This is a genomic window from Leifsonia sp. fls2-241-R2A-40a (assembly GCF_030209575.1).
Taxonomy (GTDB): Bacteria; Actinomycetota; Actinomycetes; order Actinomycetales; family Microbacteriaceae; genus Leifsonia.
Genome location: NZ_JARVRS010000001.1, coordinates 2,569,361 through 2,594,866, shown reverse-complemented (window position 1 = coordinate 2,594,866; position 25,506 = coordinate 2,569,361). Strand labels below are relative to the sequence as shown.

The following is a 25,506-nucleotide window of genomic DNA, read 5'->3' as shown; positions in this document are numbered from 1 at the left end:
GCCGGGCCGCCGGGCGTGCGTGAAGCCCGGAGTCGTCACACAAACGACGGGCGAGAGCGGCCGACGGCCGGCCACCCCGGGCTCAGGCGGCCGGGACCTCCGCCAGGCGCGCGAAGTCGGCGAGGGACAGCTGCTCGCCGCGGAGCGACGGATCCAGACCCGCAGCGCGCAGCGCGGCCTCGGCGGACGCCGGGTCGCCGAAGACCGGCGCGAGGGCCTGACGCAGGGTCTTCCGGCGCTGCTGGAACGCCGCATCCACCAGGGCGAACGTGCGCAGCCGCAGCTCCTCGCTACCGGTCGGCTCGTCGTGGCGTTCGAACCCGACGAGCACCGAGTCGACGTTCGGGACCGGCCAGAAGACCTGCCGGCTCACCGCGCCCGCCGTGCGCCACGCACCGTACCAGGCCGCCTTGACGCTCGGAGAGCCGTACACCTTCGACCCGGGCCGCGCGGCGATACGGTGGCCGACCTCGGCCTGCACCATGACGACCCCCGAGCGCAGGCTCGGGAAGCGCTCCAGGAAATGCAGCAGCACGGGGACGGAGATGTTGTACGGGAGGTTCGCGACCAGGCGCACCGGGTCCGCGGGCAGCTCGGTGACCGCGAGCGCGTCACGATGAACCACGGTGAGGTGCGCGGCCGCGTCCGGCGCCAGCTGCTCCACGGTCGTCGGCAGCTGCGCGGCGAGCCGCCCGTCGATCTCGACGGCGATGACGTCGGCTCCGGCCTCCAGGAGACCCAGGGTCAGCGATCCGAGGCCCGGGCCGATCTCCACCACCGTGTCGCCCGCCTGAACCTCGGCGACCCGGACGATCCGTCGCACCGTGTTGGCGTCGATCACGAAGTTCTGGCCGAGCTTCTTCGTCGGGGTGACGTCGAGCAGCTCCGCCAGGTCGCGGATCTCGGCAGGCCCGAGCAGGCGGACCTCGCTCACGCGATGATCCCGATGGGTCGGGTGGGCGGCGGCCCGACGGGCTCGCTGTCCCAGCGGCCGTACACGAGCTCGGTGTTGGAGTTGATCTGGGCGGCGAGCGTCGAGGCGTCGGTTCCCATCACCTCGGCCATCGCGCGAAGCGTGTGCGGGATCAGGTACGGCGCATTCGGCCGGCCGCGGAACGGCATCGGCGTGAGGAACGGCGCGTCCGTCTCCACCATGACCAGATGGCGAGGAGCCGCGGCGAGTGCTTCGCGCAGCTTCGGCGCGTTCTTGAACGTCACGTTGCCCGCGAACGACATGTACCAGCCGTTGTCGGCGCAGATCCGTGCGAGCTCGACGTCGCCGGAGAAGCAGTGGAAGACGGTCCGCTCGGGAGCGCCGACCCGCTTCAGCGTCGCCACGACGGCCGCGTGGGCATCCCGGTCGTGGATCTGCAGCGCGATGCCGTTCTGCTTGGCGATCTCGATGTGCGCCTCGAACGAGCGGAACTGCGCATCCCGGCGCGGCCCCTCCTCGGTGCGGAAGAAGTCGAGCCCGGTCTCGCCCACCGCGCGGACGCGCGGGCGCCCGGCCAGTTCGGCGATCACAGCGAGTGCGTCATCCAGCTCGCCGCGCTCGTCGTAGTCGGGAGCGTCGTTCGGGTGGAGCGCGACCGCCGCGAGCATCCGCGGCTCGATCGCCGCCATCTCCGCCGACCAGCGTGACGTCTCGACGTCGTTGCCCACCTGCACGACCCCGCGCACCCCCACGCTGGAGGCGCGGTCGAGCTGCTCGCGGTAGTCGAGCGGTTCCGCACCGTCGGCGATCTCGAGGTGCGTGTGGTTGTCGTACACCGGCACGACGAGCGGTTCGGGCAGCGGAGGGTATGCCAGGTCGCGACCGTCGGTGACGTGCCGCTGCCGGACGAACGACGGGTCCGTCATACCGCGGCGACCGCCTCCGCATCGATTCGCGGGAACAGCGCCTGCAGTCCGTTGACCTCGGTACCGGCGGGGAGCTGGCCCCACTCGCCCGCGGCCCGCAGCGGCTGAGCGGTGAGCGCACCGAGCTCGGCCTCGACGCCCAGGGCCTCCCAGAGCTTGGCCGTCGCCTCCGGGATGACCGGCGACAGCAGCACGGCCAGCGACCGCAGGCCCTCGGCCGCTGTGTACAGCACCGTGCCCAGGCGCTCGCGCTGAGCGTCGTCCTTCGCCAGCGTCCACGGCTCCTGCTCGGTGATGTACCCGTTCAGCTCGTCCACGATCCGCCAGACAGCGCCGATCGCATCGTGGATGGCGAGCCGGGAGATCGCCGCGTCGGCGTCGGCCGCCGCGGTGCACACGACCTCCTGCACGCGGAGGTCGACCTCCTCGTACGGACCGGCCGGCGGGACCACACCGGAGAAGTAGCGCGTGAGCATGGCGATGACCCGAGACGCGAGGTTGCCGAAGCCGTTGGCGAGTTCGGCCTGGTAGCGCGCCGCCAGGTCCTCCCAGCTGAACGAGCCGTCCTGCCCGAAGTTGATGGCGCGCATGAAGTAGTACCGGAACGCGTCCGAGCCGAAGGTGTCGGTGATCTGCGTCGGGGCGATGCCCGTCAGCTTCGACTTGGACATCTTCTCGCCGCCGACGAGCAGCCAGCCGTGGCCGAACACGCGGTGCGGCACCTCGAGGCCCGCGGCCATGAGCATGGCCGGCCAGATGACCGCGTGGAAGCGCAGGATGTCTTTGCCGACGAGATGGTTGGCGGGCCAGCGGCGTGCGAACTCCTCCTCGTCCTGCCCGTAGCCGACCGCGGTGATGTAGTTGAGCAGCGCGTCGAACCACACGTAGACGACGTGGGACTCGTCCCACGGCACCTTGATGCCCCAGTCGAAGCTCGATCGCGAGATGGAGAGGTCGCTCAGGCCCTGGCGGACGAAGCTGACGACCTCGTTGCGCGCCGACTCGGGCTGCACGAAGTCGGGCCGCTCCTCGTAGAGGGCGAGCAGCCGGTCGGCGAACTGGCTCATGCGGAAGAAGTAGTTCTTCTCCTGGAGCAGTTCGAGCGGCTTCGAGTGGATGGCGCAGACCTTCTGGCCCTCGTACTCGCCCGTGCCGTCGACGATCTCGCTCTGCGGCTTGAACTCCTCGCAGCCGACGCAGTAGAGCGCCTCGTACTCGCCGGCGTAGATGTAGCCGTCGTCGTACAGCTTCTGCAGGAACTTCTGGACGTTGCGCTCGTGGCGCTCGTCGGTGGTGCGGATGAAGTCGTCGTTCGAGATGTCGATCGTCTTCAGCAGCGGCAGCCACTCCTCGGTGACGAGCTTGTCGGCCCACGCCTTGGGCGTCGTGCCGTTCGCGGTCGCCGTACGCAGGATCTTCTGACCGTGCTCGTCGGTGCCGGTCAGCAGCCAGGTGTCGTCGCCGGACTGGCGGTGCCAGCGGGCGAGGACGTCGGCCGCGACCTCCGTGTAGGCATGCCCGATGTGCGGGACATCATTCACGTAGAAGATCGGCGTGGTGATGTAGAAGGAAGAGCCATCGGACATGCTGACCATCCTACGGGCGAGCGGCCGCGGGAATCGGTGTGTTACTCCGCCTGTGGAGAACGCTGCCGGAGCGCCGCCCGGGGTCAGCCGCGGCGGCCCAGCGCCGCCTGGTAGAGGTCGCGCTTGCCCAGGCCCGTTGCCTCGGCGACCTCCGCCGCCGCATCCTTGAGCCGCGTGCCTGCGGCGACGAGCGCGAGCACCTGCTCGAGCGCGGTCTCGGGGTCGGCGGCCCGCGCAGGCGCCCCCGCGACGACGATGACGATCTCGCCGCGCACGCCGTCGGCCGCCCAGGCCGCGAGCTCCGCTGCGGTGCCGCGGCGCACCTCCTCGAACAGCTTCGTCAGCTCGCGTGCGACGACCGCACGCCGGTCCTCCCCCAGCACCGTCGCGATGTCGGCGAGGGAGGCGGCGAGCCGGTTCGGCGACTCGAAGAACACCATGGTGCGCGGCTCGGCGGCGAGCGCGCGCAGCGCCGACTGGCGCTCCCCCTGCTTGCGCGGGAGGAAGCCCTCGAATGTGAAGCGGTCGGTCGGGAGCCCGGACACGGCGAGCGCCGTGAGCACCGCCGACGGTCCGGGCAGTGCGGTCACCCCGACACCCGCGGCGGCCGCGGCCTCGACGAGGTGGAAACCGGGGTCGGACACCGTCGGCATCCCGGCGTCGGACAGCACCACCACATCCTGATCGCGTGCCAGCTCCACCAGCTCGCCCGCGCGGTCGCGCTCGTTGTGATCGTGCAGCGCGATCAGCCGCGGCCGGTTCTCCACCCCCAGGCCCGCCAGGAGCCGCTGTGCGACGCGGGTGTCCTCCGCGGCGACCACCGTCGCCGAGCCGAGCACCTCCACCAGCCGCCTGGATGCGTCGCCGAGGTTGCCGATCGGGGTCGCGGCCAGGATGATCATGGTCTCTAGTCTGTCAGCCGGAAGGCGACGCCAAGCCTGCGCCTCTAGCATGGCTGGGTGACTTCCGCTCCCGCGACCGATGCTCCGGCCGCGCACCTCGCCGCAGTACGCACGGGCACCCGCCTGGACGACTGGTGGGCGCGCGTCCTGGGGACGCCCACGCGGATGCGGGTCTGGTTCTGGGGCGCGCCGATCGCGGTGACGCTGATCGCAGCGGTGCTGCGGCTCTGGAACCTCGGCGCTCCGCACTCGCTCGTCTTCGACGAGACCTTCTACGTGAAGGACTCCTGGAGCCTGTGGAACCTCGGTTACGAGGGCAGCTGGCCCGACAAGGCCGACCCGCGCTTCGCCGCCGGCCAGACCGGGATCTTCGAGTCGGATCCGTCGTTCGTCGCGCATCCGCCGCTCGGCAAGTGGCTGATCGGACTCGGGATGGCCGCCACCGGGCCCGGCAACTCGTTCGGGTGGCGCGTGTCCACCGCGATCGCCGGCACGATCGCGGTCCTGCTGGTGTTCCTGATCGCGCGCACCCTGTTCCGCTCCACGATGCTCGCCACGATCGCCGGCTTCCTGTTCGCCATCGACGGTCACGCCATCGTGATGAGCCGAGTCGCGCTGCTGGACAACTTCGTGATGTTCTTCGCGCTGCTGGCGTTCGGCTGCATCCTGCTCGACCGCCGCTGGGCCGCGGACCGGCTTGCGGCGAAGGTGGCCGCCGCGCGGTCCTCCGGCCAGGATCCGGCCTGGGGACCGGCCCTCTGGTGGCGCCCGTGGCTCGTCGCCGCCGGGCTGCTGTGCGGGCTCTGCGCGGGCGTGAAGTGGACGGGCTTCTACTTCCTCGCCTTCTTCGCCGTCTACACGGTGATCGTGGATGCGGTGGCCCGCCGCCGCGAGAAGCTGCCGTTCTATGTCAGCGGCGCCCTGCTTAAGCAGGCGCCGGCGACCTTCGTGCTGATGGTGCCGATCGCCTTCGTCGCGTACGTCGCGACCTGGGCCGGATGGATCTTCAGCAGCAACGGCTACTACCGGCACTGGGCCGAATCCGTGCACACGCAGTGGTCGGGTGCGCTCGGCTGGGTTCCCCTGTGGGTGCAGAACCTCTGGCACTACCAGACGGAGATGTACAACTACAGCATCAACCTGCACACGCCGCATCCCTACCAGTCGAACCCGCTGACATGGACGCTGATGCTGCGTCCGACCAGCATGTACTACGTCGGCACGACGCAGGGGCAGCACGGCTGCACGGCGAACGCGTGCTCCGCGGCGATCACGTCGCTGGGCAACCCGCTGATCTGGTGGGCCGGGACGGCGGCGCTGCTGTTCGTCGTGTACCTGCTGGTCCGCTACCGCGACTGGCGGCTCGGGCTCATCCTCACCGGCCTCGCCGCCGGGTACCTGCCGTGGTGGCTGTACATGGGCCGGACGATCTTCACCTTCTACGCGATCGCGTTCGAGCCGTACCTGATCCTGGCGCTCGTGGCGGTCATCGGGATGGTGCTCGGCCGGCGCACCGACCCAGAACCGCGCCGCCGCAGAGGGATCGTCTGGACGGGCGCGTTCCTGGTCGCCTGCACCCTGGTCAGCATCTTCTTCTGGCCGATCTGGACCGGGCAGCAGGTGCCGTTCTGGTTCTGGCAGATCCACATGTGGCTGCCCAGCTGGGTGTGAGCTCCCTCATGGCGTTCCCGCTGTTCGGTGTCGGAGGGCGGTGGTAGACCGAGGGGTATGACCGATCCGGAACAGCCCCTCGACCTCGTCCCCCTGCCCGGCAGCGAACGCCCCGACCGGCCCGGCTTCCAGTCGCACGGCGGCCTCGCGCGCGACTCTCGGGTGGAGGCCACGCTCGTGCTGCGTCGCCGGGCCGAGCTGCCCGAGAGCGCGTTCACGCAGCCCCTCACCCGCGACGAGCTGGCCGAGCGCTACGGAGCGTCGCCGGACGACCTCGAACTCGTCCGCACCACCCTCGAAAATGCAGGCCTGACCATCGACGAAGTGGATGCGGGCGCCCGCCGGGTGCGCGTCTCCGGCCCGGTCCAGACCGTGGCCCGGGTGTTCGGCACCGACCTGGCGACGTCCACCCCGGAGGACGCGGGCGACGACGCGCCGACCTACCGGCAGCGCACCGGCGGCCTGAGCATCCCGGCCGCATTGTCCGGCGTCGTCACCGCAGTGCTCGGGCTCGACGACCGGCCGCAGGCGCGAGCGCAGTTCCGTTACGTCCCGGCCGCAGCCGTCAACACGAGCTACACGCCTCCGCAGCTCGGGACGGTGTACTCCTTCCCGGAGGGGACGGACGGCGGCGGGCAGACGATCGCGATCATCGAACTCGGCGGCGGCTACGTTCAGTCCGACCTCGACACCTACTTCGCCGGCCTCGGCATCCCGACCCCCAGCGTGCGGGCGGTCGGCGTCGACGGCGGATCCAACGCTCCGGAAGGCAACCCGAACGGCGCCGACGGCGAGGTGATGCTCGACATCGAGGTGGCAGGCGCGCTGGCCCCGAAGGCGGAGATCGTCGTGTACTTCGCACCCAACACCGACGCCGGGTTCCTGGATGCGGTGAGCACGGCCGCGCACGCCGACCCGACGCCAGCCGCGATCAGCATCAGCTGGGGCCAGTCGGAGGACCAGTGGACCGCCCAGGCGCGCACCGCGTTCGACCAGGCCCTGCAGGATGCTGCAGCTCTCGGCGTCACCACGACCGCGGCGGCCGGTGACGACGGGAGCAGTGACCGGGTCGGCGACGGACGTCCGCACGTCGACTTCCCCGCATCCTCCCCGCACGCACTCGCGTGCGGCGGCACGCGGCTCGAAGCGGACACCTCGACCGGCGCCGTGCAGTCGGAGACGGTCTGGAACAACGGGACGGGTGGCGGAGCGACCGGCGGCGGAGTCAGCGCCGTGTTCCCCCTCCCGTCGTGGCAGGCCGGGGTCGGCGTCCCGTCGGGCGCAGGCGGAACGGACGCGGGCGGCGCGAGCAATGGTCCGGGCGGACGCGGGGTGCCGGACGTGTCGGCGGTCGCCGACCCACAGACCGGCTACCGCATCCGCGTGGACGGGCAGGACACCGTCATCGGCGGCACCAGCGCGGTCGCACCGCTCTGGGCGGCGCTGGTGGCGCGGCTCGTCCAGTCGACGGGTCGCCCGTTGGGGCTCGCGCAGCCGAAGCTCTACGACTCCGTTCCGGCCGGCACGGTCGCTGACGGGTTCCGCGACATCACCACCGGGGACAACGGGGCGTACCGCGCCACCGCCGGGTGGGATGCGTGCACCGGTCTCGGAGTGCCCGACGGATCCCGGCTGCTCTCGTCGCTCTAACGGCTACGGCGCGCCGGCGACGGCGGGCCGCGGGGGAAGGACCGCCCCTGTTGGGGGCCGTGCGTCAAGAACGTGCCGCCCGGTACGCTCACGCCGTGAATGACTTCAGACGGCGCCGCGTGCGCACAGTCCTCCTCGGCGCCGTCACGGCGGTCGCGGCCATCCTCGGGCTCGCTGTAGCCCCGCTCAGCGCCTCAGCGGCGACCACCTACTCGCTCAGCGGCACGATCACGTACGCCGGCGCCGCCACGACGACCTCGAACACGGAGACGGGCGTCCGGCTGTACCCGGTATCCGGCGACGGCAACATCGGTGGCCGCTATGTGACCGTCGCGAACGCGGCCGGCGGGACCACCTCGTGGAGCATCAGCGGCGTCGCGCCGGGCCGCTACCGCATCTTCGCCCAGCAGTTCCTCCAGGGCGACAACGTCGGCCCCGGCACGGCGGGCACCTGGTACGGCGGCTCGGCCACGGAAGACGGCGGGACGATCGTCACGGTCGACCACAACCTCACCGGACTCACGATCGACCGTCCCGCGGCGGGATCCATCAGCGGGACGATCACGGGGCCGGCCGGGAAGACGTCCCCGGACGTCGTCGAGGCGTGGCCCTACGACAAGACCACCGGCCTCTTCGAGCGCGCCGTCGGTTTCGGCGACGTGAACACCAGCGGTTCGGGCAACTACACGATCCGCAATCTCAACCCCGGGACGTACGTCGTCCGCTTCGGCGGCCCGTTCACGACCATGGATCCGCCGGCGTCGACGCAGTACTACCCGAGCGCCGACAACCTGTGGGACTCGCACCTCGTCACCGTCACCGCCGGGCAGAACGTGACCGGCATCGACGGCACGGTCGGGAACTGGAGCTGGTACAGCGGCCGCATCTCGGGCGGTGACCGCTTCGAGACCAGCTCGGCCATCTCGTCCAGCTTCTACAACGACGGTGCGTCGTTCGGTGCAGGTCCCGTCGTCTACGTCGCCAACGGAATGGTGTTCCCGGATGCGCTCGGCGCCAGCGCTGCCGCCGCCTGGTGGGGCGGCCCGCTGCTGCTCACCCGGCAGGACTTCGTCCCGGCCGCGATCGTGACCGAGCTCAAGCGGCTGAAGCCGTCGAAGATCGTCGTGGCCGGCGGCCTGAACGCCGTCGGCGCTTCCGCGTTCAGCCAGCTGAAGCCTCTCGCTCCCACGGTCACCCGTATCGCGGGCGACGACCGGTTCGCGACCTCCCGGGCTGTGGTCCAGGATGCCTTCGCGGGCGAGACCTCGGTGAACGCCCTGTTCATCGCCACCGGAACCAACTTCCCGGATGCCCTCGTCGCCGGGTCCGCGGCCGGGCACGACCACGGTCCGCTCGTGCTCGTCAACGGCTCCGCCGGCGCGCTCGACAGCGCCACCAAGTCGCTCATCACCTCGCTGTCGCCGAAGCGGATCTACCTCGTCGGAGGCGTGAACAGCGTCTCGGCGGGCATTCAGGCCGACCTCGGAAAGCTCGGCGCCCCCTCGGTGCTGCGCCTGTCCGGCGCCGACCGCTTCGCGACCGCGCAGGCCGTCAACCAGGAGGTCTTCCGGTTCGCCGACGAGGCGTACGTCGCCAGCGGGCTCGGCTTCCCGGACGCGCTCTCGATCTCGGCGATCGCCGGTGCGATCGGTTCGCCGCTGCTGCTGGCTCCGCCGCAGTGCATCCCGTACGGCGAGGTGGTCGATTCGACCACGCTCGGCGTCTCGACGTACTGGGCGGTCGGAGGCACGAACGCGCTGAGCTCGAACATCACCAGCCTCGCGGTCTGCCCGCAGGGCCTGTACGGCTCGTCCGCCCCGGTCACGGGCAAGTCCGCCGACACGACGGTCCTCCAGCCTGCCTCCCCGCAGCCGGCCGATCCGTCCACGCTGCGCGGCACGCTCTCGGGCGCGAAGGAGCTGCTGACGCGTCACTGATCGACGAAGCCGGGGGCCGCGCATGCGGCACCCCGGCTCCGACGGACGGAAACGGACGGGGTGCTCGCCAGAATGGGTTGGTGAGCACCCCGTCCTCGTCCGTCCGCGTCCCGGTCCCCTGGCTTCCCGGGCTCGCCATATGCGCGCTGGCCGCCGCGGTGGCCTGGGGAGTGCATTGGCTGATCCCCGCGGTCCCCCTGCTGACCGCTGCGGTGGTGCTCGGGATCGTGGTCGGCCAGCTCCCGGTCGCGCGACCCGCGGTCACCGGGCGGCTGGCGCCCGGACTCTCCCTCAGCGCGAAGCGGCTGATGCGGATCGGCGTGGTGCTGCTGGGGCTGAAGCTGAGCCTGGGCGACATCGCCGGGCTCGGCTGGGTCGCCATCGCCACGACCGTGGCCGTCGTCCTGATCAGCTTCGCGGGGACCTTCTGGATCGGACGGCTGCTGGGACTGCCCGGCCACCAGCCGCTCCTCATCGCGACCGGCTTCTCGATCTGCGGCGCCTCGGCGATCGGCGCGATGAGCGGCGTGGTGAAGCCGAAGGACGAGGAGGCCGCGACACCGGTCGCGCTCGTCACCCTGTGCGGGACGCTGGCCATCTTCGTCCTGCCGCTCCTGTGGCATCCGCTGGGTCTGGATGCGCAGCAGTTCGGTCACTGGGTGGGGGCCGGGGTGCACGATGTGGGACAGGTGGTGGCGACGGCGCAGATCGCCGGGGCGGGCGCTCTCGCGGTGGCGGTGGTCGTGAAGCTGACGCGCGTCCTGATGCTCGCCCCGATGGTCGCCGTCGCAGCCGTCGTCGAGCGACGACGGCAGGTGGAGGGCGACCCGGCGGCGAAGCGCCCGCCGATCGTCCCGCTGTTCGTCGCCGGCTTCATCCTGGCCGCGCTCGTCCGCACCTTCGTCCCGCTGCCGCCCGCTGTCACCGACGGCGCCGACGCGCTTCAGACGCTCCTGCTCGCGATGGCCCTGTTCGGCCTCGGCACGGCGGTCCGGTTGCGGACCCTCCTGGGCACCGGATGGCGCGCGCTCGTGACCGGACTCGTCTCGTGGGTGCTCATCGCGGGTCTGGCGCTGGCGGCCGTCTGGATCTCGACGCGCTGAACACCAGATGACCCCGTCGGTTGCGGCGTGTTACACCGCCGACGGCGAGGTCGGTGCCCTCCGGTAGCGTGGCGGCATGGCAGATCGTGAATATGGCTTCCGCACGCGCGCGATCCACGCGGGCAATATCCCCGATCCGGTGACCGGGGCGCGTGCCCTGCCGATCTACCAGACCAGCGCCTTCGTGTTCGACGACACGGCGGACGCGGCCGCCCGCTTCGCTCTGCAGAAGTACGGCAACATCTATTCGCGCCTCGCCAACCCGACGGTGGCCTCGTTCGAGGAGCGCGTCGCCAGCCTCGAAGGCGGCCTGGGCGCTGTCGCGACGGCCTCCGGACTGAGCGCGCAGTACATCACCTTCGCCTCCCTGGCCGGCGCGGGCGACCACATCGTCGCGTCCGCCAACCTGTACGGCGGATCGATCACCCAGCTCGATGTGACCCTCCGGCGCTTCGGGGTCGACACGACCTTCGTGCAGAGCTCCGACCCGGCCGACTACGCCGCGGCCATCACCGACCGCACCAAGCTCGTGTTCGCCGAGACGGTCGCCAACCCGTCCGGCGAGATCGCCGACATCGAAGGGCTCGCGGAGGTCGCGCACGCGGCCGGGCTCCCGCTCATCATCGACTCCACGATCGCGACCCCCTACCTCAACCGGCCGTTCGAGTGGGGAGCCGACATCGTCATCCACTCGGCCACCAAGTTCCTCGGCGGCCACGGCACCACCCTCGGCGGCGTGGTGGTCGAGAGCGGACGCTTCGACTGGCACACCTCGAAGTTCCCGCTCTTCGGCGAGCCGGTCCCCTCGTACGGCGGCCTGCAGTGGTCGGGCAACTTTGGCGAGTACGCCTTCCTCACCCGGCTGCGCGCCGAGCAGCTGCGCGACATCGGCCCGTCGCTCGCCCCGCACTCCGCCTTCCTGCTCGCGCAGGGCGTCGAGACCCTGCCGTACCGCATCCAGGCGCACGTCGACAATGCGCGCGCGGTGGCGGAGTGGCTCGACGCGGACCCCCGCATCGAGAAGGTGTTCTGGGCCGGGCTTCCCGAGCATCCGCACCACGACCGGGCGCTGAAGTACCTGCCGAAGGGCCCGGGCAGCGTCTTCAGCTTCGTGGTGAAGGGCGGCCGCGCGGTCGGCCAGACGTTCATCGAGTCGGTGAACCTCGCCAGCCATCTCGCCAACATCGGCGATGCGAAGACGCTGGTGATCCATCCCGCCTCCACCACCCATGCCCAGCTGAGCGAGCAGCAGCTCCTCGACGCGGGCGTGCTTCCCGGCGTCGTGCGCATCAGCGTCGGCATCGAGGACGTCGACGACATCATCTACGATCTGGATCAGGCACTCACGATCGCCGTCGAGGAGGCGAACGCAGCATGACCACCGCGACCACCGACGACACCACGCAGGTCCAGCTCGCGAACGGGCTGAGCTGCGCCCTGCCGTCGGACTCCCCGCTCGCGAAGCTGCTGAAGACGCAGCGCACGTGGGTGGGGCCGGATGCGAAGGAGCGCCTGAAGATCCTGCGCGGGGCGAAGTCGATCGCGATCGTGGGCGCGTCGGCGAACCCGGCACGATCGTCGTACTTCGTGGGCACCTACCTGCAGCAGTCCAGCGACTACCGCGTGTACTTCGTGAACCCGAACGCCGACACGATCCTGGGCGAGAAGGCCTACCCCGACCTGGCTTCGCTGCCGGAGGTCCCGGACATCGTCGACGTGTTCCGCAAGCCGAGCGACATCCCCGCCGTCATCGACGAGGCGCTGGCGGTCGGCGCGCCCACCGTGTGGGTGCAGCTGGGCATCTGGAACCAGGAGGCCGCCGAGTACGGCGAGTCGAAGGGTCTCACCGTCGTCATGGATCGCTGCGTCAAGATCGAGCACGCGCGGTTCCACGGCGGCCTGCACCTCCTCGGCTTCGACACCGGGCAGATCACGGCGCGCAAGACCCTCCGCTGACGCGGAGCCCGGCGGCCCCGGCCCGGCGCACCGCACCGCTACGCGCGGGCGACGATGTGGAACACGTGCCAGTGCTTCGGTCCCTCGAAAGACATCCCGCGCCGGTCGTCCTCGACCAGCTGGACGACCTCCATGCCGGTGAGCATCCCCTCCACCTGGGCGCGGCTGTGGAAGCTCATCCCCGGACGGCCGGCCCACTGGTCGTGCGGCCCGAACAGCTCCCCGGCGAAGAGGCCGCCCGGCGGAAGGGCTTCGCGGATGTCCGCCCACAGGTACGGGAAGTGCGACTCGTCGCAGAACGGCAGCGCGAATCCGGCATAGACGAGATCGGCCGCGGGCAGCTCCCCCAGCTTCTCGAACGACGAGCGCCGCACGGTGACGCGCTGCGAGGCGTCGGGCGACAGGCCGGCGCGCACCCGCTCCTCCACGCCGGCGTCGGAATCCACCGCCAGCACCCGCCAGCCGTTCTCGGCGAGGTTCCGCGTCTCCACCCCGTCGCCGCAGCCGAGGTCGATCGCCGCCCCGGGCGGCCCGTCCCACGCCTCCAGGGCGCTCTGGAAGGTCGGCCGCACGCCGCGTCCGCCTTGCTCCTCGTAGAACTGCGACCAGTCGAACGCCATGGGCTGAGCCTACGCGGCACGGAGTCGGCACGGGATGGGATACGGTCGCCCTCGTTCGCGCCGGTTCGCGCCGGTTCGCTGCTGTGAGCATCCTCCCGGCGTCAGCGGCACTGGCTAAGATCGGCCCGTGCAGTCCGCCCCTCCGCCACCCCGCGTCGCCGTGCTCGGCCCCGTGCTGGTGGAGGACCGCGCCGGCGCGCTGACCGAGCCGGCCGGTGCCCTGGGGAAGAGCCTGATCGTGGCGCTGGTGCTGGCCCGCGGGGTCGCGACGGTCCCCTCCCTCGTGGAGGACCTGTGGGACGACGCACCGCCCCGCCAGGAACGCGCGGCCCTGCAGACGCTCGTGTCGCGCGTGCGGACCACCAGCGCCGACGGGCTGCTGGAGTCGACGCCGAGCGGGTACACGCTGGCCGTCCCTCCCGAGCAGACCGACCTCGGTCTCGCCCGTCGGGCGCTCGAACGGGCCGCTGCCGCGCTCCGCTCGGGCGACGCCGTTGCCGCAGAAACCGAGGCGTCCGCCGGTCTTGCGCTGTGGCGCGGCGAACCGGGCGCCGAGCTGGGCGGCACGCCGCTCGCCGATGCGCTCAATCGCACCGCGGCCGCGCTCTACGACGATCTGCTCCTCGCGCGAGCCCGGGCCCGGCGGGCGGGCGGCCACCCCGCCGACGCGCTGAGCGACCTGCAGCCGCTGCTCGAGCGCCGCCCGCTCGACGAGACCGTCCGGCGGGAGCAGCTGCGCAGCCTCGCGGACGCCGGTCGCCGCAGCGATGCGCTGCTCGCCTTCGCCGAGTTCAAGGAAGCGCTGCTGGACCGGCTGGGCACGCGCCCGGGGCCGGAGCTGGTGGCGCTGAACGCCGAGCTGCTGGCCTCCGACGAGCAGGAGCGGCCCAGCGCGCCGCGGCGTGTCCGCGTCGGCCTGCGCTCGGCGCCCAACGCGCTGGTGGGCCGCGAGTACGACCTGCAGGCCGTGGAGGACCTCGTGGCCACCTCGCGGCTGACGACCATCCTCGGCGCAGGCGGCCTGGGCAAGACTCGGCTCGCCCAGGAGGTCGGCAACCGCGCGTTGCACACGCCCGCCGTCATCGTGGTCGAGCTGGCGAGCGTCCGCAGCGGCGAGGATGTGGAGCTCGCCTTCGCCTCCACGCTCGGCATCCGCGAGGCGCGGGCCGCGCGCCCGACCGATCCGGGTGCGCAGCTCGACCTGCGCTCGCGCATCCTGGGCCTGCTGTCCGAGCGGGAGACCCTGCTGATCGTCGACAACTGCGAGCACATCGTGGATGCTGCGGCCGCCTTCGTGCAGGACATCCTCGACTCCACCACGAACGTCCGCGTGCTGGCGACGAGCCGCGCGCCCCTGGCGATCGGCGCCGAGCGCGTCTACCCGCTCGACTCGCTGAAGAGCACCGACGGGGAGGCGGGGCGTCTGAGCGATGCGCAGTACGGGCCGGCGGTGGCACTGTTCGTCGAACGCGCCCGTGCCGCGCGTCCCGGCGCCGTGCTGCCCCTCGAGGTCGTCGCCCGCCTGTGCGACCGGCTGGACGGCGTCCCCCTCGCGATCGAGCTCGCCGCGGCGCGCACCCGCTCCCTCTCGGTGGACGAGATCGAGCGCCGGCTCGGCAACCGCTTCGTCCTGCTCACCGGCGGCGAGCGGACCGCACCCGAGCGCCACCGCACCCTGCTCGCGGTGATCGAGTGGAGCTGGAACCTCCTCGGCACCTCCGAGCAGGCGCTGCTGCGAAGGCTGTCGCACTTCCCGGACGGCTTCAGCGCAGACGCGGCCGAGGCGGTCGCCGGCAGCGGCGCACCCTCCGTGCTGGACGATCTGGATGCGCTGGTCGCGCAGTCGCTGGTGGCCGTGACAGAGGACCGCACCACCGGGCTGCTGCGCTACCGGATGCTGGAGACCGTTCGCGAGTTCGGCGACCGCGAGCTCGTGGCCGCCGGCGAGCAGGACGATGTCGTGGCCGGGATGGACGCCTGGGCGGTCTCGTTCAGCCGCGACGCCTTGACGACCATGCACGGGCGCGAGCAGGTGCCGACCTTCCAGCGGGTGACCGCCGAGCAGGACAACCTCGTGGCGGTGCTGCGCTCGGCCCTCGACGACGGGCGGACCGACACCGCGGCCGTCGTGTTCGCCGCCCTCTCCTACTACTGGTCGCTGCGCAGTGCCCACTCCGAGGTGCTCGGCTTCGGCGCTCCGATGATGGAGGCGCTGAAGGGCTGGGAGCCCACGGGCGAGCTGCGCGAGGCCGTCGCCGCCTGCTACACCGTCATCGGCGGCACCTTCCTCTTCGTCGACCTGCGCACCTCCGCCCGGGCGATCTCCCGCCTGCGCCGAATGCGCCGCACCGAGCCGTTCGCGGACCCGCGACTGGACGCGCTCGCCGCCCTCGTGCTGCACGCGGGACGCGCGGAGGAGGGCTTCGCACTGCTGGGCGAGTACGCGGCGTCGAGCGACCCGGAGCGTGCCGCGATGGGCAACCTGCTGACCGCGCAGATGCGCGAGAACGCGGGCGACCTGGACGCTGCGCTCGCGGCGGGCACGAAGGCATGGACCAACGCGCAGGCCGCAGGCGACGCATGGTCGCTGGCGTCGTCGGCGCAGTCGCTGGCCCAGTCGCACAGCCAGCTCGCGCATCCCGACGAGGCCCTGGAGTGGGCGCAGCGGGCCTACGACCAGATGGCCCTGCTGCAGGCGGACGGCGACCTCCGGCAGCTCGACTGGCTCATCGCCATCAATGCGATCTCGAGCGGCGACACCGCCCGCGGCCGACGGCTGCGGGAGCGGTACCTGTCGGTGGAGGTCGACCGGACCGGCTTCGACTACGCCGACTACTACGCGATCGGGTACGCCGGGATGGCGGAGATCGCCCTGGCCGAGGGCGACCACGCCGAGGCCGTCCGGCTCTACGGCCAGGCGCTCGCCGCTTTCCAGGACGCACCGATCTCTCGGGGCGCCGCGCTCAATCCGTGGCTGACGATGCTCGGTGCCGCGGCACTGGTCGCGCGGCTGCGGGTGCATGCCGAGAGTCCCGAGATCGTCGACTGGGCCGAGACGGATGCGGCAGCCGCTGCGCTGCGCATGCGCACGCTCGTGAACGCACGGATCAACCCGCCCTACGTCGACCGGCCCGTGATCGGTTCCGGCCTGGTGGGCTATGCGGCGTGGATGCTCGACCCGCGCACGGCCGCGGAGCGCCACCGCGACGGCTGGGTCGCATCCGGCTTGTCGCTGTTCGCTCTCGCCGGGCGCGCGAACGCCCGCCAGGACGTCGCGAGCCTGCACCGCGACGCGCTCGCGGCACGCATCGCCGAAGCCTGGGGCCGGGACCGGCTGGATGCCGCCCTCGCGGAGGTCGCGACGCTCGCCCCGGAGGACGCGGTGACCCGCGGGCTCGCGCTGCTCTCCGATGTGCGCGGTAGGGTGCCGACCACTTAGCAACTTCGGTTGACAAGTCTAATTAAGCAACTATAGTTGCTTGCATGAACCCCACACCGTTCCCGGACCCGGTCGGAGGCGTCGCCGACGGTCTCGCTGCCGTCGTCGCGCTCCGCGAACTCGCCGACCGGCTCGAAGACGCCGAGGTCGAGCGCGCGCTCCGCGAGGGGTGGACCTGGACGCAGATCGCCGACGCGCTCGGAATCACCCGGCAGGCGGTCCACAAGAAGCACCTGCGCCGCGTGGCCGCCGCCGGGATCGAACTGAGGAGACGCAATGTCTGACATCCACCACAACGGCACGGCGAACGTGCCCGGCCAGCCGCTGTCGCGCGCGCTGCGCGCACTCGTCGTCCGGTCCATCACCGAGGCCCAGCTCCGCAACTCGACTCTGGTCGAGGCCGAGCATGTGCTGCTCGCGCTGTCCCGGGAAGGCAGCGCACCCATCCGCTCGGCGCTCGCGGGCGCCGGACTCGACCCGGACGGACTCGGGGCCGCCCTCGACGGCGAACGCGCGGCCAGCCTGCGCGTCGCCGGCGTCACTCCCGCTCCCGCCGAGCGACTGACGGCCGCGACCCGCGTGGCGCGGCCGCGCTGGGGGGCGTCCTTCAAGGAGGCGCTCACGCGGGCGCACCGCGTCGGCACAGCCAACCACCGCCAGCGCACGACCGAGCTCGACCTGCTGACCGCGCTGATGGGACTCGAGCTCGGAACGCTCCCCCGCGCACTCACCATCGCCGGTGTCGACCGGCCGGCCGTGCTGGCGTCCGCCCGGCACGCGGCCTGACCGTACGGCCTGAGCGACCGCCGGGCCGCACCGCCGCATCCACCCGCTTACGCCCGCTCACATGCGCTTACACCGGCTCCCGGCCGCTGTAAGCGCGACGTAAGTGCGATGTAAGCGCGCCCCGGCACGCTCGGAACATCACCGTTTCCACCAGGAAAGGACCATCATGACTCGCAGCTCCGAATGGGCGGTCGAAGCCCACGGGCTCGTCAAGACCTTCGGCGACAACCGTGCGGTCGACGGCGTCGACCTCACCGTCCGCGCCGGCGCCGTCTACGGCGTCCTCGGCCCCAACGGGGCCGGCAAGACCACCACCATCTCCATGCTCGCCACCCTGCTCAAGCCGGACGCCGGCGAGGCCCTCATCTTCGGCCACGACGTGCGCAAGGAGCAGCAGGTCGTCCGCCAGCTGATCGGCGTCACAGCCCAATTCGCCTCCGTCGACGAGACGCTGTCCGCCAACGAGAACCTCATGATCTTCTCGCGCCTGCTCGGCCTCGGCGGCCGCGAGGCGAAGCGGAAGACCGCGGAGCTGCTCGAGGAGTTCGGGCTCACGGATGCGGCCAGGCGCCCGCTTAAAAAGTTCTCCGGCGGCATGCGCCGCCGCCTCGACCTGGCCGCCAGCCTCATCGCGCAGCCGCCGCTGATCTTCCTCGACGAGCCCACCACCGGCCTCGACCCGCGGACGCGTTCCCAGATGTGGGACACCATCCGCCGCCTGGTCGCCACCGGCTCCACGGTGCTGCTGACGACGCAATACCTCGACGAGGCCGACCAGCTCGCCGACCGCATCGCGGTCATCGACCGCGGTCGCGTCGTCGCCGAGGGCACCGCCGACGAGCTCAAGGCTTCGGTCGGCGAATCGTCGCTGCAGCTGCGACTGGCCGACCCGGCCGACATCGAGGACGCGCGCCGCGCCATCCAGACGGTGCTCGGCGTGGATGCGGTGGTCTCGCCGGAAGGCTCGCGCCTCACGGCCCCGATGCGCGACCCGGATGTCGTGACCGACCTGTTCATCACGTTCCGCGAAGCCGGCATCCACCTGCAGGAGATGTCCGTGCAGAAACCCACGCTCGACGAGGTGTTCCTCACCCTCACCGGCCACGGCGTCGAAGAGGAAACGGCGGACGAGAAGTCCACAGAAGAAGAGAAGGCCGAGACTGTGGAAGGAGTCCGGGCATGAGCGCCATCGCCACCATCACCCCGCCGTCCGAGCGACGGCTCAAGAACCACGTCAGCATCAGCCAGACGCTCGCGAACACGCTCACCATGGCGCGGCGCGGTCTGCTGAAGATCAAGCGGACGCCCGAGCAGCTGTTCGACGTGACGCTGCAGCCGATCATCTTCACCGTCATGTTCGCCTACCTGTTCGGCGGGGCTCTAGCAGGAAGCGTCGAGGCGTACCTTCCCCAACTCATTCCCGGAATCCTCGTACAGACGGTGATCACCACCTCGGTCGTCACAGGCGTCCAGCTGCGTGAGGACATGGACAAGGGCGTGTTCGACCGCTTCAAGTCCCTCCCGATCGCCCGAATCGCCCCGCTGTCCGGCGCTTTGCTCGCAGACACGCTGCGGTACACGATCGCCACGACGATCACCTTCGTCGTCGGCTTCTTCATGGGCTATCGGCCCGCGGCGGGACTGGGCTACGTGGTCTTGGCGGCCCTTCTCGTCATCGCGTGCGCCTGGGCTATCAGCTGGATCTTCGCCTTCTTCGGCGTGATCGCCCGCACCGCGGGCTCCGTGCAGGGCATCTCGTTCCTGGTGCTGTTCCCGTTGACGTTCTTCTCGAACGCGTTCGTCTCGCCCACCACCCTGCCGAGCTGGCTCGAATGGTTCGTCAATATCAACCCCGTATCGCACCTCGTCACCGCGGTCCGCGATCTCGCCAATAACGGCACCTTCGGCGTAGACGGATGGATCGCCCTGGCCGGCGCCGCCGTGATCGTCGCGGTGTTCGCCCCGCTCACCGTGCGGGCGTACATGCGGAAGGCCTGACCCGGTCCCGGGTCACGTGAGCGGCGGCCGCCGCATCCTGCGGAGGGATGCGGCGGCCGCTCTGTGCGCGCCGCCCGTCTTCCCCGCCCGCCTCCCGATCGAGTGGTGAGTGGATGCGCGAAAACGTGGCGAATTGCGACATGATGTCGCAACTCGGCGCGCGAGCGGGGGCATCCGAGCGCGATCCGTGCGCGGATGCGCGGACCGACGCCGAAATGCGGCGCCACCGGCGACATACACTGGAAGGGTGACAGCGTACGTCTCGGCCTTCGACCTGTTCTCGATCGGCATCGGTCCTTCGAGTTCGCACACTGTCGGACCCCTGCGGGCCGCCGCCGTGTTCGCCGCCCGCCTCGACGACCAGGGGATGCTCGACCGGGTCGACCAGGTCACCTGCACGCTCTACGGATCGCTCGGCTCCACGGGGATCGGGCACGGGACGCCGGATGCGGTCATCGCGGGCCTCCGCGGACTGCAGCCGGAGACCTGCCGCCCCGAGGACGTGCGCGGCGCCTGGTCGGAGCTCTTACCCGGGGCGACGCTGCTGCTCGCCGGCCGGCGCAGCATCCCGCTGTCGAAGGACGACATCGCCTTCGAGCCGCGGACGCGCCTTCCCGGCCACCCCAACGCGCTGACGCTGCGCGCGTGGGGACGGGATGCAGCAGGCGAGCGGTCGCCGCTGCCCCTCCTCGAGGAGACGTACTACTCGATCGGCGGCGGGTTCATCCGGCGCGACGGCGAGGAGGCCGACCTCGCGGCGCGGCACGCCCATCCGCTCCCCTACGACAGCGCGGCCGAACTCATCGCCCTCTGCGACCGCGACGGCATCCCGATCTGCGAGGTCGCGCGCCGCAACGAGGTCGCGCTGCACGGCGAGGACGCCACCCGGGAGCGCCTGGACCTGATCTGGGAGGCGATGGCCGAGTGCGTCGCGCGCGGCCTCTCCGGCGAGGGGACGCTGCCGGGCGGGCTGGGCGTGTGGCGCCGTGCCGCCCGCATGCGCGAACACCTCGAGTCCGTGCAGGACGACCCCGGACGCGCCACCGCGCTCGAGTGGCTGCACGCTTTCGCCCTCGCGGTGAACGAGGAGAACGCGTCCGGCGGCCGCGTGGTGACGGCCCCGACCAACGGCGCCGCGGGCATCGTCCCCGCGGTCGCGCACTACTACCTCCGCTTCGTCCCGGGAGCGTCGGCCGAGGGCATCCGCCAGTACCTGCTGACCGCGACCGCGATCGGCTCCCTGTTCAAGGCGAACGCCTCGATCTCCGGCGCCGAGGGCGGTTGCCAGGCGGAGGTCGGTTCGGCGTGCGCCATGGCGGCCGGCGCGCTGTGCGCGGTTCTCGGCGGCACGCCGCGACAGGTGGAGAACGCGGCCGAGATCGCGATGGAGCACCACCTCGGCCTCACCTGCGACCCCGTCGGCGGCCTGGTGCAGATCCCGTGCATCGAGCGCAACGCGATCGCCTCGTCCACCGCCGTCTCCGCCGCGCGCCTGGCACTGCACGGCGACGGATCGCACCTGGTGTCGCTCGACACCGTGATCGAGACGATGCGGCAGACCGGGATGGACATGTCCACCAAGTACAAGGAGACCAGCGAAGGCGGTCTGGCCGTCAACGTCATCGAGTGCTGACAGCGCGGATTCCGAGGCGCTTCGGAGAGAAGCGCAATACGCTGCGATCATGACCGTGATGGACATCCCCTTCCACACCATCGACGGCGAGCAGACCACCCTCTCCGCTTACGCGGACCAGGTCATCCTCGTCGTCAACGTCGCCTCTCGCTGCGGACTCGCTCCGCAGTACGAGAAGCTCGAGGAACTGCAGACGACGTACGGAGACCGTGGCTTCACCGTCGTCGGCTTCCCGAGCAACCAGTTCCTGCAGGAGCTGAGCTCGACCGACGCCATCAAGGAGTACTGCTCCACCACCTGGGGCGTGACGTTCCCGATGATGGAGAAGGTCAAGCTGAATGGCCGCAACGCGCATCCGCTCTACCAGGAGCTGACGAAGTCGCCGGATGCCGAAGGCAAGGCCGGGCGCGTGAAGTGGAACTTCGAGAAGTTCGTCATCACGCCCGACGGAGTGGTGCACCGCTTCCGCCCGCAGACCGAGCCGGACGACCCGGCGATCGTCGGCCTCATCGAGGAGTCGCTGCCCGCGGTGGCGTGACACGGCGCTCCGCGTTCCGCCGGCTCGTCAGGCCCGGCGGAACCAGCGCCCGCCGACGCGCTCGGTGAGCCGCCACGCGCCGGTCTCCGCGAGCGTGCGGATTCGGGCGACGGTGTGCTCGGCGACGCGCAGCGCGGTGCGGGGCGAGTCCGCTGTGAAGCGGACGGTGATGCGCGCCTCGCCGGAGACCACGTCGATGGTCGACGCTTCCACGACGGTGAGTTCGCGGGCCGCCGCGGCGGCTGCCGGCTCGACGGTCTGCGGGTCCACTCCGGGCTTCAGACGGCCGACGGCGACGATCACGCGGAAGGAGGGCACCCGCTGAGCCTACGCGAGTCGTTCGCCCGGATCGGGGCGGGGAGGCGTACCCTGACCGGGATCAGGCGCGGTCGGGGGATCGGAGAGGATGCACTGATGCACGAAGCACGGATGGACGAACGGATGCGGTCGTACGAGCCGGCGACGGAAGAGCTGACAGTGGTGAGAGACGTGGATGTCCTCACCGCCGACGAGCTCGACGAGCTGGAGGCGATGCTGCACGAACGGCGCCGCGGCGACGTGGCCGAGGCGCAACGGATGGCGGAGTCGCTGGGCGTGCTGCTCGCGTCGCGGTCGGAGTCGACCGCTGACGACGAGCACGACCCGGAGGGTCCGACGCTGTCGTCGGAGTGGAGCAGGCTGCAGGCGCTGCGGTCGGACTCGGCGCACGACATCGTGGCGGTGGATGCGGCACTCGGCCGGATCGCCGCGGGGACCTACGGCGTGTGCCTGCGCTGCGGCGAGGCGATCGGCGTCGACCGGCTCCGGGCGCGGCCGACCGCCGAGTTGTGCATCCGCTGCGCGGTCGCCGTCGAGAGCTGAACCGGGTCAGGGCACGGGACGCGACGCGCGGTAGACCGCTTCCGTGCGACTCGAGGCGCCCACTTTGCGCAGGATGCTAGACACGTGCACGCTGGCGGTCTTGGCGCTGATGTAGAGCCGTTCGCCGATCTGCTTGTTGCTCAGGCCCTGCTCGATGAGGGCGAGCACCTGCTCCTCGCGCTCGGTCAGCGGCTGTCCCTGCGCGGTCGCGGCCGACGCCGAGCGTCCCACGGGCTGGGCGGAGAGGGCATCCGCCGCCTCCACCAGCAGCAGGATGCCGCCCTCCTCCGCCAGCGTGCGCGCTTGTGCGGTCAGCACCTCGGCCCGGGTCCGGTCGCCGGCGGCGAGAGCGACCCGCGCGGCCCGCAGGAGGGCGTACGGCCGGACGTGGACCGGCGCGACCGCATCCACGGCGGCGACCGTGGCGCGCTCCCACGCGGCCACGGACTCGGCGTACCGTTCGGCTCGGTCGGCGGACGGCGAGGCGGCCGCCCGCGCGGTGGTCAGCTCCGCGTCGATGAGCGGCGCCCATACGGTCGCGGTCGGCCACGTGCGCAGCGGTTCGAGCACGTCCGCGAGCCGTCGGGCCTCCGCCTCCACGTCCAGAATGTCGGTCTCGGGGTCCACGCCGCGCATGGCCAGCTCGGCGAGAGCGCGGGATGCGGCCGCGAGAACCGGGAGGTCGTAGCCGGGCATCGACCGGAAGGGCGGGGCGCCGAGGCCCCGGGTCTCGGCCCAGGCGCGGTCGTAGTCGCCCAGCGCGATCGCCACCTCGGCGGCGACCCGGGCGAGCGTCAGCCGGGTCTGCTGTTCGAGTTCCGCCAGGGCCCGCAGCGGGGTGCGCAGGCGTCGCAGCAGAGCATCCGCCCGCTGCGGCTGGCCGTGCCAGACCCACAGGCGGGCGCGCTGCAACTGGGCGGTGACCCCGGTCCGGTCGTCGGAGCCCAGTGCGATGCGCAGCATCTCCTCCGCGCGCTCGAACCGGCCGAGGGCGATCAGGGGCTCCGCGGTGTTGGCGGCGAGCCAGACACCCGAGGTGCGCTCCACGCCGCGCTCCCGGGCGCGGTCCAGGCCGAACTCAGCGAGTCGGACCGCGGCCGCGTACTGCCCGACCGAGTTGAGCGCGTCGGAGGCGTTGACCGCGTAGCGCAGGGTCGCTCCCGCGTCGCCCGCCGCGAGGTCGCCCGCGATCTCGAACTCGGCGAACCCCTCGTCGATGTCGCCGTACTCGATGAGCGAGGCGGCCAGGATGTTGTGCGCGATCGAACGCATCGGCGGAGCCGCCTGCTCGGCCTCGGCGATCGCCGCACGTGCCGTCTCGATCGCCGCGCCGAAGGAGCCCGCGAGCATCCGCTGCGCAGCGAGTTCGGTCAGCAACTGCGGGCGCAACGGATCACCCGGACGCGCCGACTCCGGCGGAACCACCTCGAGCGCCTCCTCCAGCAGAGCCGCGCTCCCGGGGCGGTTCACGTTGGCGAGGTACTGCGCCTTGTCGCGGAGCAGCCGGGCACGGCGGGCCGGCGTGAGGTCGTCCGTCTCGGCCAGCGCCACCTCCACGAGGGCGAGGGCACGCTCGTTGTTGCCGGCATTGCGCAGGGCGGATGCCGTCCGCGCGATGACCGCGACGCGGTCGCGGCCGCTGAGCGTCTCGGCGTCGGGGACGCTGTCCCAGAGTTCGAGCACCCGGTCGCCCATCGCGGCGACGGTGGCGTAGGCGTAGGAGCGCTTGGCCTCCTCCATCGCCTCCAGCGAGGCGAGGAAGGCGCGGCGCACGTCGTGCGCGGCCAGCCAGTGCGCGGACAGCTGCACGGCGGAGCGCTGCGGACTCCCCTCGAGCGCCTCGGCGTACCGCGTGTGGAACCGCGTGCGCTCACCCGGCAGCAGGTCGGCGTGGACGGCTTCGCGCACGAGCGCGTGCCGGAACGAGTACTCGGTCGAGTCGGCTGCGAGCAGACTGGAGGTGATGGCCTCGCGCGCCGCCGCATCCAACTCGTCCGGTGAGCCTTCGAACACGGCCGCCAGCAGGTCGTGCGTCACGCAGACGCCACCGGCGGCGAGGACGCGCAGCAGGCGCTGCGCCGGGTCGCTCAGTCGTTCGTACCGGGTGAGCACCAGCTCCCGGAGCGTCTCGGGCAGGTCGTCGCCGGAACGCAGGCCGTCGATGCCCACCAGCTCCTCGACGAAGAACGGAACGCCCTCGCTGAGCGACGTCACCCGCTGCAAGGACTCCTCGTCAGGCGACCGGCCGAGCAGCTGCTCCACCAGCTCGGCGACCTGCGCCTGATCGAGCCGCGCCAGTTCCCAGCGGGTCACCCGCCGGGTGCGGTCGAGTTCGGGCAGCCACGAGCGGAGGACATGCCCGCGGGGCACCTCGTCGCTCCGGTAGGTCAGCACGACGAGCAACCGGCCGCCCTCGGCCATCCGCACGATGAAGCGCAGCAGCTCGAGCGTCGACCGGTCGGCCCACTGGAGGTCTTCGATCGCCAGGATCACCGGGCGATCGGACGACACCTTCTCGAGCAGCACCGTGACCAGCTCGTAGAGCCGCTCGGCGCCCGTGCGAGGCGGCACGGCGGACTCGTCCGCCAGCTCGGGCAGCAACGCCGACAGCACGCCGGCCCCCGACCCGGCCGCCTCCAGCACCCGGTCGAGTCCGACCGTCTGGATCAGACGGCGGAGCACCGCGGCGAACGGCGCGTAGGGCGCGCCGTCGTCTCCCAGGTCGACGCAGCGGCCGAGAAGCACCGTGGCGGACGATCCGTTCGCGGCGAGGAACTCCTCCAGCAGCCGGGACTTGCCGATTCCCGCTTCGCCGCCGATCACCACGGCCTGCGGATCGCCCGCAACGGCCGCGCGGAGCGCGTCGTTCAGCGCCTCCAGATCGGACGCCCGCCCGACCAGAGTGGTGCTCGCCCCCGCTGTTCGCATGACCTCATCGTGCCACCCGCCACCGACATCCGAACGCA

The 25,506-nt window shown here is 71.5% G+C and carries 21 protein-coding genes; 14 read left to right on the top strand and 7 right to left on the bottom strand.

Annotated features, from left to right (window positions below):
* Positions 1-82 precede the first annotated feature (82 nt).
* From rsmA to rsmI, 4 genes are all read right to left on the bottom strand, one after another.
* Positions 83-934, bottom strand: coding sequence for a 16S rRNA (adenine(1518)-N(6)/adenine(1519)-N(6))-dimethyltransferase RsmA (gene rsmA / locus QRN40_RS12880; RefSeq protein WP_285116070.1), 852 nt, complete (start codon positions 932-934; stop codon positions 83-85).
* Positions 931-1,860: a TatD family hydrolase gene (locus QRN40_RS12875; RefSeq protein ID WP_285116069.1), complete on the bottom strand. Its 930-nt coding sequence runs from the start codon at positions 1,858-1,860 to the stop codon at positions 931-933. Before QRN40_RS12875 ends, rsmA begins: the two co-directional genes overlap by 4 nt.
* Positions 1,857-3,446: a methionine--tRNA ligase gene (gene metG, locus QRN40_RS12870; RefSeq protein WP_285116066.1), complete on the bottom strand. Its 1,590-nt coding sequence runs from the start codon at positions 3,444-3,446 to the stop codon at positions 1,857-1,859. The genes QRN40_RS12875 and metG overlap by 4 nt, the downstream gene beginning before the upstream one ends.
* An 83-nt stretch (positions 3,447-3,529) precedes the next feature.
* Positions 3,530-4,348: a 16S rRNA (cytidine(1402)-2'-O)-methyltransferase gene (rsmI, locus tag QRN40_RS12865; RefSeq protein ID WP_285116065.1), complete on the bottom strand. Its 819-nt coding sequence runs from the start codon at positions 4,346-4,348 to the stop codon at positions 3,530-3,532.
* Between the two features lie 57 nt (positions 4,349-4,405).
* Between rsmI and QRN40_RS12860 the strand changes: the two genes are divergently transcribed.
* The 6 genes from QRN40_RS12860 (at position 4,406) to QRN40_RS12835 (ending at position 12,665) form a co-directional block, all read left to right on the top strand.
* Positions 4,406-6,019: a dolichyl-phosphate-mannose--protein mannosyltransferase gene (locus tag QRN40_RS12860; protein WP_285116064.1), complete on the top strand. Its 1,614-nt coding sequence runs from the start codon at positions 4,406-4,408 to the stop codon at positions 6,017-6,019.
* Positions 6,020-6,076: 57 nt separating this feature from the next.
* The gene (locus tag QRN40_RS12855; RefSeq protein ID WP_285116063.1) at positions 6,077-7,669 is read left to right on the top strand and encodes a S53 family peptidase; all 1,593 of its coding nucleotides are present in this window, start codon (positions 6,077-6,079) and stop codon (positions 7,667-7,669) included.
* A 95-nt stretch (positions 7,670-7,764) separates the two neighbouring features.
* Positions 7,765-9,606, top strand: coding sequence for a cell wall-binding repeat-containing protein (locus QRN40_RS12850; RefSeq protein ID WP_285116062.1), 1,842 nt, complete (start codon positions 7,765-7,767; stop codon positions 9,604-9,606).
* Positions 9,607-9,686: 80 nt separating this feature from the next.
* Complete coding sequence (locus QRN40_RS12845; RefSeq protein ID WP_285116061.1) at positions 9,687-10,709, top strand: YeiH family protein; 1,023 nt, start codon at positions 9,687-9,689, stop codon at positions 10,707-10,709.
* A 76-nt stretch (positions 10,710-10,785) separates the two neighbouring features.
* On the top strand, positions 10,786-12,087 hold the full coding sequence (locus QRN40_RS12840; protein ID WP_285116059.1) for an O-acetylhomoserine aminocarboxypropyltransferase/cysteine synthase family protein: 1,302 nt from the start codon (positions 10,786-10,788) through the stop codon (positions 12,085-12,087).
* Positions 12,084-12,665 (top strand): CoA-binding protein, encoded by a 582-nt coding sequence (locus QRN40_RS12835; protein WP_285116058.1) that lies wholly within the window; start codon positions 12,084-12,086, stop codon positions 12,663-12,665. Before QRN40_RS12840 ends, QRN40_RS12835 begins: the two co-directional genes overlap by 4 nt.
* A 38-nt stretch (positions 12,666-12,703) precedes the next feature.
* Here the strand turns inward: QRN40_RS12835 and QRN40_RS12830 are convergent, their stop codons facing one another.
* Entirely contained in the window at positions 12,704-13,285 is a 582-nt protein-coding gene (locus QRN40_RS12830) for a class I SAM-dependent methyltransferase (protein WP_285116056.1), read from the bottom strand.
* A 127-nt stretch (positions 13,286-13,412) separates the two neighbouring features.
* Here QRN40_RS12830 and QRN40_RS12825 point away from each other — a divergent pair, with 127 nt between their 5' ends.
* The 7 genes from QRN40_RS12825 (at position 13,413) to QRN40_RS12795 (ending at position 21,679) form a co-directional block, all read left to right on the top strand.
* The gene (locus QRN40_RS12825) at positions 13,413-16,724 is read left to right on the top strand and encodes an ATP-binding protein (RefSeq protein ID WP_285116055.1); all 3,312 of its coding nucleotides are present in this window, start codon (positions 13,413-13,415) and stop codon (positions 16,722-16,724) included.
* Positions 16,725-16,768: 44 nt separating this feature from the next.
* Positions 16,769-17,008, top strand: a complete 240-nt coding sequence (locus tag QRN40_RS12820) for a helix-turn-helix domain-containing protein (RefSeq protein WP_285116054.1) — start codon at positions 16,769-16,771, stop codon at positions 17,006-17,008.
* Entirely contained in the window at positions 17,001-17,510 is a 510-nt protein-coding gene (locus tag QRN40_RS12815) for a Clp protease N-terminal domain-containing protein (RefSeq protein ID WP_285116053.1), read from the top strand. The genes QRN40_RS12820 and QRN40_RS12815 overlap by 8 nt, the downstream gene beginning before the upstream one ends.
* A 166-nt stretch (positions 17,511-17,676) precedes the next feature.
* Positions 17,677-18,693, top strand: a complete 1,017-nt coding sequence (locus QRN40_RS12810; RefSeq protein ID WP_285116052.1) for an ATP-binding cassette domain-containing protein — start codon at positions 17,677-17,679, stop codon at positions 18,691-18,693.
* On the top strand, positions 18,690-19,508 hold the full coding sequence (locus tag QRN40_RS12805; protein WP_285116051.1) for an ABC transporter permease: 819 nt from the start codon (positions 18,690-18,692) through the stop codon (positions 19,506-19,508). Before QRN40_RS12810 ends, QRN40_RS12805 begins: the two co-directional genes overlap by 4 nt.
* Before the next feature lie 247 nt (positions 19,509-19,755).
* Positions 19,756-21,141 carry an L-serine ammonia-lyase gene (locus QRN40_RS12800; RefSeq protein ID WP_285116050.1) on the top strand — a complete coding sequence of 462 codons (1,386 nt, stop codon included), beginning with the start codon at positions 19,756-19,758 and terminating at the stop codon, positions 21,139-21,141.
* Between the two features lie 49 nt (positions 21,142-21,190).
* Positions 21,191-21,679, top strand: coding sequence for a glutathione peroxidase (locus QRN40_RS12795; RefSeq protein ID WP_285116049.1), 489 nt, complete (start codon positions 21,191-21,193; stop codon positions 21,677-21,679).
* A gap of 27 nt (positions 21,680-21,706) precedes the next feature.
* Here QRN40_RS12795 and QRN40_RS12790 read toward each other — a convergent pair whose 3' ends face one another.
* Positions 21,707-21,997, bottom strand: coding sequence for a hypothetical protein (locus tag QRN40_RS12790; protein WP_285116048.1), 291 nt, complete (start codon positions 21,995-21,997; stop codon positions 21,707-21,709).
* A 96-nt stretch (positions 21,998-22,093) separates the two neighbouring features.
* On the opposite strand from QRN40_RS12790, the gene QRN40_RS12785 reads away from it, so the two are divergent.
* The gene (locus tag QRN40_RS12785; protein ID WP_285116047.1) at positions 22,094-22,540 is read left to right on the top strand and encodes a TraR/DksA family transcriptional regulator; all 447 of its coding nucleotides are present in this window, start codon (positions 22,094-22,096) and stop codon (positions 22,538-22,540) included.
* Between the two features lie 6 nt (positions 22,541-22,546).
* Here QRN40_RS12785 and QRN40_RS12780 read toward each other — a convergent pair whose 3' ends face one another.
* Positions 22,547-25,468 (bottom strand): helix-turn-helix transcriptional regulator, encoded by a 2,922-nt coding sequence (locus tag QRN40_RS12780; protein WP_285116046.1) that lies wholly within the window; start codon positions 25,466-25,468, stop codon positions 22,547-22,549.
* Positions 25,469-25,506: the final 38 nt, after the last annotated feature.